General features: G+C 60.7%; 11 protein-coding genes. 7 read left to right on the forward strand and 4 right to left on the reverse strand.

The window, feature by feature from the left end; all coding sequences use genetic code 11:
* Positions 1-516 precede the first annotated feature (516 nt).
* The 3 genes from AB3X94_RS22140 to AB3X94_RS22150 all read left to right on the forward strand — a co-directional run bounded on the left by AB3X94_RS22140 (position 517) and on the right by AB3X94_RS22150 (position 6,265).
* Positions 517-2,586, forward strand: a complete 2,070-nt coding sequence (locus AB3X94_RS22140) for an AAA family ATPase (protein ID WP_368612715.1) — start codon at positions 517-519, stop codon at positions 2,584-2,586.
* A complete protein-coding gene (locus AB3X94_RS22145; protein ID WP_368612716.1) occupies positions 2,583-3,878 on the forward strand; it encodes an McrC family protein in 1,296 nt (431 codons plus the stop codon). The genes AB3X94_RS22140 and AB3X94_RS22145 overlap by 4 nt, the downstream gene beginning before the upstream one ends.
* Before the next feature lie 632 nt (positions 3,879-4,510).
* Positions 4,511-6,265, forward strand: a complete 1,755-nt coding sequence (locus AB3X94_RS22150) for a phage integrase family protein (RefSeq protein ID WP_368612717.1) — start codon at positions 4,511-4,513, stop codon at positions 6,263-6,265.
* Positions 6,266-6,377: 112 nt separating this feature from the next.
* Here AB3X94_RS22150 and AB3X94_RS22155 read toward each other — a convergent pair whose 3' ends face one another.
* Positions 6,378-6,617, reverse strand: a complete 240-nt coding sequence (locus AB3X94_RS22155; protein WP_368586480.1) for a helix-turn-helix domain-containing protein — start codon at positions 6,615-6,617, stop codon at positions 6,378-6,380.
* An 80-nt stretch (positions 6,618-6,697) separates the two neighbouring features.
* On the opposite strand from AB3X94_RS22155, the gene AB3X94_RS22160 reads away from it, so the two are divergent.
* The 4 genes from AB3X94_RS22160 (at position 6,698) to AB3X94_RS22175 (ending at position 9,371) form a co-directional block, all read left to right on the forward strand.
* Positions 6,698-7,483 carry an antitoxin Xre/MbcA/ParS toxin-binding domain-containing protein gene (locus tag AB3X94_RS22160; RefSeq protein ID WP_368612718.1) on the forward strand — a complete coding sequence of 262 codons (786 nt, stop codon included), beginning with the start codon at positions 6,698-6,700 and terminating at the stop codon, positions 7,481-7,483.
* Between the two features lie 142 nt (positions 7,484-7,625).
* The gene (locus tag AB3X94_RS22165) at positions 7,626-8,027 is read left to right on the forward strand and encodes a hypothetical protein (protein ID WP_368612719.1); all 402 of its coding nucleotides are present in this window, start codon (positions 7,626-7,628) and stop codon (positions 8,025-8,027) included.
* Positions 8,028-8,472: 445 nt separating this feature from the next.
* Positions 8,473-8,976, forward strand: coding sequence for a hypothetical protein (locus AB3X94_RS22170; RefSeq protein ID WP_368612720.1), 504 nt, complete (start codon positions 8,473-8,475; stop codon positions 8,974-8,976).
* A gap of 53 nt (positions 8,977-9,029) precedes the next feature.
* Complete coding sequence (locus AB3X94_RS22175; protein ID WP_368586476.1) at positions 9,030-9,371, forward strand: hypothetical protein; 342 nt, start codon at positions 9,030-9,032, stop codon at positions 9,369-9,371.
* A gap of 606 nt (positions 9,372-9,977) precedes the next feature.
* Here the strand turns inward: AB3X94_RS22175 and AB3X94_RS22180 are convergent.
* From AB3X94_RS22180 to AB3X94_RS22190, 3 genes are read right to left on the reverse strand one after another with little or no spacing between them, the layout of a single operon-like run.
* Positions 9,978-11,138: a branched-chain amino acid ABC transporter substrate-binding protein gene (locus AB3X94_RS22180; protein ID WP_368612721.1), complete on the reverse strand. Its 1,161-nt coding sequence runs from the start codon at positions 11,136-11,138 to the stop codon at positions 9,978-9,980.
* Positions 11,139-11,149: 11 nt separating this feature from the next.
* Complete coding sequence (hppD, locus tag AB3X94_RS22185) at positions 11,150-12,229, reverse strand: 4-hydroxyphenylpyruvate dioxygenase (protein ID WP_368612722.1); 1,080 nt, start codon at positions 12,227-12,229, stop codon at positions 11,150-11,152.
* Positions 12,222-13,655 carry an amino acid permease gene (locus tag AB3X94_RS22190; protein ID WP_368612723.1) on the reverse strand — a complete coding sequence of 478 codons (1,434 nt, stop codon included), beginning with the start codon at positions 13,653-13,655 and terminating at the stop codon, positions 12,222-12,224. Before AB3X94_RS22190 ends, hppD begins: the two co-directional genes overlap by 8 nt.
* Position 13,656: the final 1 nt, after the last annotated feature.

Below are 13,656 nucleotides of genomic sequence, written 5' to 3' on the forward strand. Positions count from 1 at the left end.
TCCAGACGGAAACGTCGTTCGTCGGCAACGTTCGTGATGCAAGGACAAGCATAGGAAGACCGCTGCCTCTCCCAGCGGTGCGCAACACCCGGTCAATGACGCTTCCCGGAAGAGAACCGGCCGTTAGAGCGGCTACGGCCCGAAGGTCGGCAACGTCTCCAAATGGCCGACTGTACTCATTCACAGATGCCGGCCGGAAGCGGCCATCGACGATTTCGACGACCGCTTTACGGGATTCGGCGAACTGGAGTTCTCGGCCATGAAGAGACGTTCGTCTATCCCATCGCGCGCGCGTTTAAACGTCGGCGACACCACTGATAGCGGCCCTTCGTTGGAGGATGGGCATCTGACAGGTCATCTGGCTAAGGGGGTGTGCCAGACCCGCGAATTTTACGTCGTTCTCCAAGCAACCACGCCCACCAAACCAGGCCGTCATCGAACAGACGCGGCGCGATCGCTGGGCCAAGCGGTATGATTGGCGGCGTGATTACGACCATCGCTGCCCGGAGACTGGAATTGCTCAAAAACTACCTGAACAAGGACGGTGAGGACCTCTTCGCCTCATTCAAGTCGGATGCGGATCGGGAGTGGGCCTGGCAGGTGATTGAGTGCATACGCGAACGTTACCCCGATGCCGATCAGTGGACGACAGGTGGGCCAAACTATAAGTACACCGACTTGCGATTCGGGCGACGCAAGCTCGGCCACTCAGCGTGGCGCGTCAGTTTTCGAATTCGGCTGAGGGCGGGGCGACCGGCTTGTGAGCTTGCCAAATGGCTCTGCAAGGGTTTGGCAGACCGCCCAAGGATGTCGCCCGTGACGCATCCTGACTCGACCGCCATGAATCGTTGGCTCGACGAGTCGGCGCCGCGCGTCGCCCCCTATGCGAGCGACCTGATAGGGCAAGGCTACCGGCCGTCTGACTACGGCGCTTCAGCGTCTCCTGACGTCGACCCGGACGAGTCCGATCCAATCGAGCGGACGCCGCGCGGCATACCTCCCGATGCCCGCCTGATGAACACCATTCTGTACGGCCCCCCGGGAACCGGCAAGACGTATGCCACCATTGACGAGACATTGCGCATCCTGGATCCCGAGTTGCTGGCGCAGTATCCGGAGCCTGTCGGCAACGCTGCGGCCGACAGTCTGAATCGGCGTTCTGCATTGAAGACAAGGTTCGACGAACTGGCTCAGGCCGGGCGCGTGCGCTTCGTCACCTTCCACCAAAGCTTCAGCTACGAGGACTTCGTGGAGGGAATACGTGCGGTTAGCCACAGCAATGGACAAATCAGCTATCAAGTCGTTGACGGGGTGTTCAAGGCGCTGTGCGATCGCGCACGGGGGTCCGCTGCAACCAACACGTCCGTCGAGACTGAGCCGCCCATTAAACTCTCCGGACGCCGCATCTGGAAGATGTCTTTAGGCGCGGCTGAAGGCGACGACGCATACGTCTACGATGACTGCATCAGGCAAGGGATGGCGCTGCTGGGCTATGGTTACGCGCTCGACTACACCGGCTGTGCTTCACGAGCGGACGTCTCTGCACGGATGCGCGAACACGGGCATCAACCCGACGTTAACGACTACGCCGCAACGGCGGTCAACACCTTCATAAACGTAATGAAGACCGGCGACCTGCTCGTCGTGACGGATGGGAATCTGAAGTTCCGGGCACTTGGCGAGATCACAGGACCTTACCAACATATCGAACGCGAGGAAGGCGACGATTACAGGCAGAGCCGTGCTGTACGTTGGCTACGGTCCTATGAGCCGTCCCTGGCCTTCGGCGAATTGATGAACAATCGCTTCAGCCAGATGACGCTCTATGAACTGCGCGACGGCTCAATCGACATGACGAAACTCGACGCCCTGCTGGCACCGGCGCCGCCACCGACTGGAGCCGACGCGACGCCTTATGTGTTGATCATTGACGAGATCAATCGGGGAAATGTTTCGCGCATCTTTGGCGAACTGATTACGCTCATCGAGCCTAGCAAGCGGGCCGGCAATCCAGAAGCGTTGACGGTTACCTTGCCGTATTCGCAGACGCCATTCACCGTGCCGGACAATGTCCATCTGCTCGGCACGATGAACACAGCTGACCGTTCCCTAACGGGCCTGGATATCGCTTTGCGCCGACGCTTCACTTTCAGGGAAATGACGCCCCGGCCAGATTTTCTGGATGACGTAGACGTTGCTGGCGTCAACATCGGCCGGATGCTTGCGGTGATCAATGAGCGCATTGAGCTATTACTTGATCGCGACCACATGCTGGGCCACGCGTACTTCATGCCGCTGGCAGCCGAAGGTCGCAACACACTGGAGACGCTGGCTCGAATCTTCAGGCATCAGGTATTTCCGCTGCTTCAGGAATATTTCTTCGAGGACTGGGAGCGAATCATCTGGGTGTTGAACGATCATCGCAAGGCAGACGAATTGCGCTTCATCCGACAGCGCGGCGCGCCACTCGCACAACTTTTTGGTGCGGAGCAGGTCGGCATGCTGCGCGAAAAACGTTGGGAAGTAAACACAAAAGCCTTCGATAACGTTGAAAGCTATGCGGGCATCCTATCGACCGAAGCATGAGCGCGCGCACGCTGACTGTCCGTGAATTCGCTCGCTTAACGACGGGCGCTGTGTCCACGTCGCTAGACCAGGCGCAAGTTACGAACGCCGACTTCGAATGGCTATGCGAGATTTCGGCCCGTATGCGCGGGCAAACGGGTGCACAAGTCCTGCATGTCGAAAGCCGGCGGTGGCTACGTCTGGACAATTATGTCGGCGTACTCGAATCGCCTGGCGGCCTGCGTCTCGAGGTCCTGCCCAAGCATGTAAGCCGCGCCGACGCCGGGACTGTCGAGCAAGCCCGATCATTACTGCGCCGCATGCTTGAAGCGGCAATGGAAATTAAGCCGCGCGAAGGCGACGAGGCTGCCCTTCAATGCTTTGATCACCCCATCAACGAGTGGGTGATGCGACGGTTTCTACAGGCTCTCGAGCATGTGATCAAACGAGGCGTGAGACACGACTATCTTCGTATCGAGGAAGAGCAGCGCTATTTGCGCGGCCAACTGAATATCGCAAAGCAAATGCGCGCGTCGCCTGCTCGCGCCGATCTGCTGAACATCCGGCATGACGTGTTTTCGCCAGACCGTGCCGAAAACCGACTACTCAAGTCCGGGTTGCTACGCGTGAGCAAAAGCACCCGGGATGCCGACAACTGGCGCCTCGCCAATGAACTGCTGCACATCCTTCACGAGATCCCTGCCAGTCGAAACGCGTCGGCGGATTTCCGGGCGTGGCGCACGGACCGCCTGATGGCGCATTATGTCCAGGCTAGGCCCTGGTGTCAGATCGTGTTGGGCGACCAGATACCGCTGGCGATAGCCGGTGAGACGCAAGGGATCAGTCTGCTGTTCCCCATGGAGAAGCTTTTCGAACGTTACGTGGGCCACGCGTTGCGTATGCGTTTGCCTGTGCGCTACCGACTGACGGAACAAGGTTCGCGGCACTGGCTCTGCAACCATGACAGCACTGGCATCTTCAAACTCGAACCGGATTTTTTGATCGAGGGCCCAGATGCTGCCAGGATCCTCGACGCCAAGTGGAAACTGATTGACGGAGCGGACCGTACCAACAACTATGGGCTCAAACAGGCCGATTTCTATCAACTCTATGCCTACGGCCAAAAGTATCTCGGTGGCGTTGGCGAATTGACTTTGATCTATCCGCGCACGCGGCAGTTCGAGGCGGCGCTCAACCCGTTCTATTTCACACCCGAGTTGCGCTTGCAAGTATTGCCGTTTGACCTAGACACTGCAACACTACATGGCTTGGATTCGCTGGCGCCGGACTCTGAATTTCCCCCAGTTCTTTAGACTTGCGAGCCTCACCGCTTGTGGGGTCTGCTTACCGGCGATTCGATACACGCGAAGTCAGACGGTCACCTTCTGGCGTTCCAATGCCCCCGAGTCGTCCGCCGTATGGAAAACGTCACTTAAGGGCGGAACACGCTAGTAGCAGTAGCGAAGTAGGCTTGGATGGCCGCTATGCGCTAGACAACAGCCATTCCTGGTGTGCTAACGTGAAGGACGGCTCCGGGTCGCTAGTACGCATTCGTTGAACTCGCAGCGGTCATTCGCCTCGAATTGCCGGCGAGCGGCCGGTGAGCAGCAGTCAGCGGGCATTTCGGAGTCAACGCGCGACAGTCGGCTTTGGCCGACGACTTGCCGTCCGAGGGCTCGCACAAATGACCGTGCCAGGCTGCGACTGCTGGAACCAGTTGCATTGAGTCGCCCGGCACGCATGAGTCGAAGCGCGTTCCGCGTTGCCCATCAGAAGTTATTCCGCCGGACGCAAAGACAGTTACGTGGAACGGAGCGCACCGGTTCGAAGCACGAGCAGCAGCCCGTGCCGGCTCGCCTCCTCCCCAAGTGCCGGATGAAACGTCCATGCCATTGCGATAAATACCCTTATCGCAAGTGGCTTCCGCGCGACCTAAACTGCTTTCATGAAAACCGCCCCTGTCCCGCCTCGCGGGCTGGGAAGCGGACTTTCCGAAGGAACGCCCGCCCCCCTAGCCCCTGCATTACCTGGTCTTGCGTCGCTCGCCGCGCTGCGCGCCTGGTACGAAGGCCTGACGGCGCGCGAGGCCGTCACGCGCTATCTCGCCCACCTCCGCGGCGATGGCCAGTCCTCGCGCGGCGTGATTGCCCGTATCCGCCGGCAGCTCATCGCGTGCGCCACGGCCCGCCAGCGCGACGACCTGATCCCGCTCTTCACGCTGCCGGCCGCTGGCCGCACCCGGTACGCCGCGACCGTCGTGCACGCGATCGACGTCCTGCGCTGCACCCCGGGGCCGCAGCCGCGGCTGACCGACAGCGTCGGCGCCTGGCTGCCGCCGCGCATCGCGCAGGTGTTGTGCACAGCCCGCATGGCGACGCTCGCGGAACTGACCCTGCGGGTGCCGCGGCGGCACCTGTGGTGGCGCGGCATTCCCGGGCTCGGGCGCACCGGCGCGGAGCAGGTCGAAGCGCTGTTCGCCAGCCACCCCGCGCTGACCGGCCAGGCGCGGGCCCTCGTCGAACGGGCCCAGCCGTCACGGGAGGACGGCATTGCGCCGTGGGAGCGCTGGCGGCCGGTGCCCGAACTGGACGGCTCACACGGCCGCTTCCGGGCCCCGCGCCGCGCCTGCCTGCTGAATGCCCGCAACGACTACGAGGCCGTGCTGGCGTGGCTCGCGCTGCACGAAGCGCCGCATACGGTGCGCGCGTACCGTCGCGAAGCCGAACGGCTGATGCTGTGGGCCATCGTTGAACGGCAGCAGGCGCTCTCCTCGCTCACCACCGACGATGCGATTGCCTACCGCGCCTTCCTGCGTCATCCGGCGCCGCGTGCGCGCTGGACCGGTCCGCCACAGCCGCGCAGCTCGGCCGAATGGCGGCCGTTCGCACGCGGCCTGTCATCCCGCTCGGCGGGGTATGCGCTCACCGTGCTGAACGCGCTGTTTCGCTGGCTGATCGAACAGCGCTACGTGCTCGGCAACCCGTTCGCCGGACTGACCGTGCGGGGCGGCCAGCACGCTGCGCCCTTCGATACGGTGCGTGCGCTGACCGGCAGCGAGTGGCACATCGTACGCGGCCTCGCGGACGGGCTCGAGGGGTCGTGTGGCTGGCAGGCACCGGCCGCGCAGCGCCTGCGCTTCCTGCTGGACTTCCTGTACGGAACGGGGCTGCGGGCCCATGAACTGGTCGGCGCGAAACTCCACGACATTCACGACGATGGCAAGGACGAATGGTGGCTGAGCGTCGCCGGCAAGGGTGCGAAGCCTGGACAGGTGGCGCTGCCGCCCCTCGTGCGCGACGCGCTCGACCGGTACCTGCGGCAGCGCGGCTTGCCGGTGACGCGCCAGCGATGGGAGCCGTCCATGCCGGTGGTTGCATCGCTTGCCTCGGCAGCCCACGGCAGGGATCCCATCACCTGCACACGATTGCGCCAGGTGATGGATGCTTTCTTTAAGCTGGCCGCTGCGCTCGTTCTCGCTGAGAACCCCGACCTGTCGTCGCGTCTGCAAAAGGCCAGCCCGCACTGGCTGCGTCATACGCATGCGTCGCATGCGCTGGCCCGTGGCGTGGAACTCGTCGCGGTGCGCGATAACCTGCGACACGCGTCGATTTCGACCACCTCGACGTATCTGCACGGCGACGATGCGCGTCGGGCGCGCCAGTTCGTGACCGCATTCGGGCGACCCGCCGCACGTCAGTAAGGCCCCCTCGCCGCTACGATCTCCGCTTCATTGAACAGCGTCCGGCAATGGCCTCCGGATCGTGAGCAAGTTCGGTTGGCTTTCCGATGAGGCAGCGCGCCCGGTCGGTCAGTCACAGCGTCTTCTCAAGTTCGGCGACGAACTGCGCGGCCGGAACACCCAGAGCCTCACACCAGTTACAGAGTTCGACAACGTCCAGTCGGCGTTCCCCGCGCTCGCATTTGCTGATGAAGGTCTGGGTTGTCTCAAGGCGAGCTGCGACTTCTTCCTGTGTAAAGCCAGCCTCTTCTCGGGCCGCTCGAAGCAGCTGAACAAACAAAGCGTACCGGCGGGAGTAGATAGATTTTTCCATTGGCGGCTCAACGCGACGAGCCGCAAGGTTGCATCCTGTTTTGGAATAGTCCAAAATAGACTATTTGCAAGTGATGTTAGATGAAAGGACCTGCCCCAACGGTTACCGACCCACAGAGCAATTGCCGCCCCTGGCTGGCAACTGCCGAGCAGACGCAACTGCTGTCGAGATACCCACTATTTTTTCGCGCCGTAAGCCTCCCCGATGCCTATCCATCAAACATGGCGCACTTCGGGATTCAGTGTGGCTTCGGCTGGTACGCAATCGTCGAACAGTTGGCGCACGAGATCGAGTGCGAACTTCGTGCAATGTGGCAGGACATAATCGATTTCCCGCTGACCCTCGCCCTACTGGACCAGACACTTCTGCTGAGTCGCTGCGATTCCCCTCTCGTTCCGGTGTGCACCAACATTAGCCAGTGCGCGGGCGAAATGATCGTCGATGTCATGGACGGACTTGTGTGTGGACTTGATTCCTGGACGCGCATTCGCAGGTCCATCGAAAAGGCGAAAGCGAAAAGTCGCGAAATCTGCGAGAGCTGTGGCAAGCCCGGGCAGTATCGGGAAGGCCATTGGCATCACGTCTATTGCGATGAATGTGCAGGGCCAATTGCAGCCTCGCAGGCTGACTCTTCCATCTGTACCGACGACGGCAATGGCCTTGATGCTCCCGATGGGCTGTTGGCGGCGCGGCTCCTGCGCTTCGCAACGCTGGTCTGGGATGACGCGGCCGACGCCGACGCCTGGATGCGCTGCCCGCATCCCGAACTCGGCGGCACGACACCGTACGAGGCTGCAGCTGACCCTGCCGGCGCCGCACAGGTAGAAGCTATCTTGGGGCGGATCCTGCATGGGATCCCGACATGAGTAGCCATCACACTCGGGCCGCTTCGTGGCTGTCTCAAGCGTTACGTCGTCGAGATGCGAACGCAGGAGCCTCGACGTCGCGATCAAAGCGATCAACGAGACTGGCCGGCTTGCGCGAATACGTGAACGACGGAGAAAGCAATTGAGCCCTGAGCTGGACGCCAAGCTGCGCGCCCACTATCCCGCGATCTTTACGGTCGACCCGGTTGGCGATCCCTACGATCTCGACGGGCCTCCTGTGCCGTCCGCATTCGCGACTTGGGGCTTCGAATGCGGCGATGGATGGTATGACCTGCTCAACGCCCTGTGCCTGAACCTGCAGCACGCGACGAAGCGCGGAGCATCGCAGGTCGTCGCCATTCAAGTGAAAGAAAAACTCGGCGGACTTTGCTTTTATGCGAACGGACCAGATGCCGACCAGGCGGGCATGATCGAGCTAGCTGAAACGATGAGCAAGCAGCTTTGTGAGGTGTGCGGCAATCGAGGCAAGACGATTCGAAACGGGGGAATCAAAACGCGCTGTCCTGAACACGAAAACGACTGAGGCCTCCGGCTGCTTTCCGTTACTGCCACGCGCGCCGGCACCAAACCAAAATGCGCGTGGATGGTCCGGCTCTCTCATTCAGACCGACATGTCGAAGAGAGAAATGGGTCTTGATAACAGACTGACGTGGACGCTCGCAATGATGATCGCCGCAGGCCTTGACCTGGCCCCGCCTCGCGCTCTGGGTACGCCCCGATCTATAAAAGCTGGAAAACGACAAATCTGCCGCTAGCGAAGCGCGTTGCGACATCCGCGCTGCCCTAGCGAAACTAGCGAAGCTCGTGTACGACATCAGCTTGTCGGAATAGCGCCATGAGCACCAAAAGCATGTTCAGGTGCCAGAAAGCGAGCTGCCGGGTTGGCAAGACCTCTTCGAGGTTAGACGGCCGAGCGGCCCTTTTGGGCCAATATCAATCGGCATAGTAAGAGTTTTGAGACGCAAGAAATGGTGCAGCGACTGCAGGATATTCTCGGGCAGCTTTATCGGCCTCCGACTGATGGGACGCGTCAGGTATTCGCGTCGTCAAGAACCAATGCGGAAAAGCTGCCGCAACTGTCCTCTATAGCCGTCATTTCAATCACAGCGCCCTATCGTCCGTCGGCGAGCATCGGTAAGTTCGCTCATGTGCTGCGCTTGAGCTTCGCCGACGTGGATTTTCTGAATCCAGACCTGTCCACCAGAGCTCGGGAGAAGCTTGCCCACGCCTTCACCAAAGAGCAGGCCAACGCAGTCCGCGCCTTCGTCGAAGCATTGCCTGAGGCAATAGCATCGGTGGTTGTCCATTGCGAAGGCGGATACTCACGCTCATGTGGTGTCGCCGTTGCACTGCATCAACTGTATGGCTACAGCATGAACCACCAGCATCTCGCCAGCGCGAATCCCTCGGTTGTTCGAGTGATGATGGGCCAAGACCGGGGACCGCGGATGTCGAAGAATTTCCGCCGCTAATCTCGAGGACTTTCATTGAAAAGGAAAGCGGCACCCACATCGGCAGGCCAAACATGACAACAAACACTGAAACCGAGCACGTTCCCAACAACTTTCCGAGCGACGACTCACCTAGTGTAGTCGCCGGCGCGCGACCTAAGATTTGCGTCGTTCTTTCCGAGGGAAAATACGTCGCCGGACAAACCGACCTTGATCGCAAAGAACGCTGGAGCATTTGCGAAGACCTCGCGCACCAGCTCATACCGAAAGCCGAAAGCGACGCTGCTGCTCATCCGGAGCACAGTAATGAGCTCACCCTTGAACGCGTGCGCGCCGCGGTCGCTCGAAAAGGCTGGGTGTCGAACGCAGAATTGACGTGGCTCATCTCTCGCATGAGAGTGTTGTTGAACTGGTAAGTGTCCCCGGGTGTTCGCCTTTTTCGTCTTTCGCCCCATCCGTGATGGCTACCGATGCATCTCCCGCGGAACTGCGTATCACTTGTCCGCACAGCCGAACGCGGCGTCAGCCTAGACATCGTCAAACGCAAGGGTCCGCAGTTTGAAGGTGAACTGACCGTTAACTTGCGACCCGGAGGCTGCGCTCATGAGCCGACATCGCAGACAGCGCCGGGCGGTTACGCCAGCTAAGAGCCTAACAACCGAAGTCGTAGTTGCACACTGACCGAGTTATCAGATTCGGTGCGCATTTTCGCCTCAGCCGCGGGGGGCTGCCGGATAACCTGTCGTCCGAAGGCGGCAGGCGCACATTCCTGTTTTTTCTGGCTTCCCCGCTTATGGTGCAGGGTGCAGCAACCCTCCACCACTGAACCTTGCATGCCGGGGTCATGCCGAAAGGGCCGCCTAGGGCAGACGTCGGCCAGAAAGAGACATCGGCCTGCTTCATTTCCCCCGCACGGAGATGGCTGTTTCCGGACCGGAAGCAGCCATTTCTTGCCTTGTAAATCGTTTGTCGGCCAGTGCCAGCAGAGGGCCGGCGGCATGCACGCGGGGGCGGTTTCAGCCTTACATAGATCCTGAAGCTCGCGCAACCGCGCTGGTAGAGCCTGTCACCGTGCTCGTCGGCTCGAACCTGCCGTTCCTGACCTCGTAAAGCGTAACGGCGGCAGCGCGCAGATCACCTTTGGCGTCGAAGGCGATCTTGCCGGTGACGCCGTCGAACGCCACCTTCTTCATCGCGGGCAGGTAATCGGCCGGAGCGGTGGAGTCGGCCAGTTTCATCGAGTTGATCAGCGCCCAGGTTGCGTCATAAGCGTACGGCGCATAGAGCACGACCGCGCCGTACTTTTTAAACTTGTCGGCAAACGCCTTGCCGTTGGCCATCTTCTCGAGCGGCTGTCCTGATTCAGCCGACACGGTGCCGTCCGCCGCGGCCGGCCCCGCGAGCTGAACGAACTTCTCCGTTTCGATGGCCGAGCCGACGAGCGGAACCCTCATTGCCAGTCCCGTCATCTGCTTGCGCAGCGGCCCGGCTTGCGCATCGACGCCGCCATAAAAGATCGCCTGTGCGTCCTTCGACTTGATCGAAGTGAGGATGCCGCGAAAATCGATCGCCTTGTCGGTGACGAACTCGCGGTCCACCACATCCACGCCCGCAGCCTTCAGCTCCTTGACGACGACGTCCGCAAGGCCCTGCCCGTAAGACGTGCGATCGTCCACCACCGCAACACGCTTGTATCCCTTGCTGGCCATGTACTGAGCGATGACGCGGCCAACCTCGCTGTCGTCACCGATCACGCGGTACGCGGTGGCAAAGCCCTGGCGGGTCAGCTCAGGGTTGGTCGCCGACGGCGAGACTTGCGGTATGCCAGCCGACGCGTACACCTTGGACGCAGGAATCGTCGCGCCCGACGTGATGTGGCCCACCACGCCATTCACCTTCTGATCGACGAACTTCTGCGCCACGGCCACCGCGGTCTTGGGGTCTGCTGCGTCGTCCTCGGACAGCAGCGCGAAATGCACGAGCTGACCTTTGATCTTGATGCCTGCGGCATTGGCATCGTCGATCGCGAGCCTGACGCCGTTCTCCGCATCCTTGCCCACATGCGCGACCTGTCCCGTCAATGGACCGCCGAAGCCGATCGTGACAGTCTGGTCCGCGTACGCAAGACCATTCAGTAAGACTGAGCATCCTACGAGGCATACGCCCTTGAGAATCAGTTGCATGCTAATCACCTTTATTCGCCTGTTTGCAGAACACCGCGTCGAATCTGATCGCGTTCCATCGATTGAAACAGGGCTTTGAAGTTGCCTTCTCCGAAGCCGTCGTCGCCCTTGCGTTCAATGAACTCGAAAAACACTGGACCAAGCAACGGTTGCGAGAAGATCTGCACCAGCAGTCGTTTGGAACCATCCTTCGTGGTGCCGTCGAGGAGCAGACCGCGAGCTTGCAGTTCACCCACGTTTTCGCCATGCCCCGACAAGCGTTCTCCCAGCATCTCGTAGTAGATGTCGTTGGGGCCGGTCATCAACGGGATGCCGGCCATCTGCAACGCGTCGACGCTTTTGAAGATGTCGTCGGTGAGCAACGCCACGTGCTGGATTCCTTCCCCGTTGAACTGCATCAGGAATTCCTCGATATGTCCGGCGCCCTGTTTTGCTTCCTCGTTCAGCGGGATGCGGATCTTGCCATCGGGAGCGGTTAGCGCCTTTGAAGTCAGTCCGGTGTACTCGCCCTGAATGTCGAAGTAGCGAATCTCGCGGAAGTTGAAGAACTTCTCATAGAACGATGCCCAGTACGCCATGCGGCCGCGATAGACGTTGTGCGTCAGATGATCGACGACCTTGAAGCCGTGACCGACCGGCCGGCGATCCACGCCGGGCAGAAACTCGAAGTCGATGTCGTAGATGCTCTTGCCGTCCTCGAATCGGTCGATCAGGTAAAGCGGCGCGCCGCCGATCCCTTTGATGGCGGGAAGACGCAACTCCATCGGACCGGTTGGGATATCGACCGGCTGCGCGCCGAGTTCGAGCGCGCGGGCGTACGCATGATGGGCATCCTTCACGCGAAACGCGAGCCCGCATGCGGAAGGGCCATGCTCCGCACCGAAGTACGACGCGATGCTATGCGGTTCGTTGTTGACGATGAAGTTGATGTCGCCCTGGCGATACAACTCCACCTGTTTGCTGCGATGACGCGCCACCCTGGTAAAGCCGAGCTTCTCGAACAGCGGTTCCAGTACACCGGGCGCGGGCGAAACGAATTCGACGAACTCGAAGCCCATCAGGCCCATCGGATTTTCGAACAGATCAGACATGACTATGCTCCGGTTGCGAGGTCGGATCGGAGGAACCGATCGCCGCTGCGGCATGGCGCGGTTCCACACAGCGATAGGCGACGTAGACGACCCCGATCCAGACAGGGATGACGAGCGCCGACGCGCGGATGCCGGGAGTGAGCAGCATCACGGTCACGATGGCGGCAAGGAACGCGAGAACGAGATAGTTCGTGACGGGCGCGAACGGAGCGGGAAAGCGCGCCTTGAGATCACGAGCCTTGCGCAACTTGCGAAAGCGCAGGTGCGTGACGACGATCGTGACCCACGTGATCACCAGCGCAGCCACGATCAGTGACATCAGGATTTCGATCACGCTCGCCGGTGCCACGTAGTTCAGCACGATACAGAGCCCCGTGAAGATGCCCGGATAGACGATGGCGCGCACTGGCACACCGCGTTTGTTCACCTGCATCAGCGATTTCGGTGCGTTGCCCTCGCTCGCCATGCCATACAGCAGGCGGCTATTGCAGTACACCATGCTGTTATAGACGGATAGCGTCGCGGTGAGGATCACAAAGTTCAGCACGTTCGCAGCCATGGTTTCGCCGAGGCCCGAGAACACGAGCACGAACGGACTATGGCTGTAAGTGCCGCCGCCCAACTTCATCTGCGACAGCAATTGCGTCCACGGCGACAGCGACAGCAGCACGGCCATCGAGCCGATATAGAACAGCAGAACGCGGAAGATCAACTGATTGATCGCTTTCGGAATGACCTGACGCGGCTGGTCTGCTTCGGCAGCGGTGAAGCCGAGCATTTCGACGCCGCCGAACGAGAACATGATGAAGGCCATCGCCATCACGAGCCCGGAGACTCCGTGCGGGAAGAAGCCGCCGTGCGACCACAGGTTGCTGATGGATTGGCCCGGACGATCGGCGCTGGTGAGCAGGTAAGCCCCGACCGCGATCATCGCCAGCACGGCAACGATCTTGATCAACGCGAACCAGAACTCGACTTCGCCGTAGATCTTCACGTTGATGAAGTTCACGCTGTTGATGAGCACGAAGAACACAAGAGCCGTGACCCACGTCGGAATACCGGGCCACCAGAACTGGATGAAATTGCCGACCGCGGTCAGTTCCAGCATGCCGACGAGCACATACAGCGCGACGCAGTTCCAGCCCGACAGAAACCCCGCGAAGCGCGAGCCGTAGCGATTGGCGAAATAGCTGAACGAACCGGCGATGGGCTCCTCGACCAGCATCTCGCCGAGAAAACGCATGATCAGGAAGGCCACGAGGCCGCCGATCGCGTAACCGAGCAGCATGGAAGGACCGGCGAGTTCCAGCACGCCGGCGGAGCCGAGGAAAAGGCCGGTGCCGATCGTGCCGCCGAGCGCGATCAGCTGGATGTGGCGATTCTTGAGCTTGCGCTCGAGGTGTCCCGAAGAAGAACTGGTTTGCATG

It is taken from the genome of Paraburkholderia sp. BR10923 (genome assembly GCF_040948765.1).
GTDB lineage: Bacteria > Pseudomonadota > Gammaproteobacteria > Burkholderiales > Burkholderiaceae > Paraburkholderia > Paraburkholderia youngii.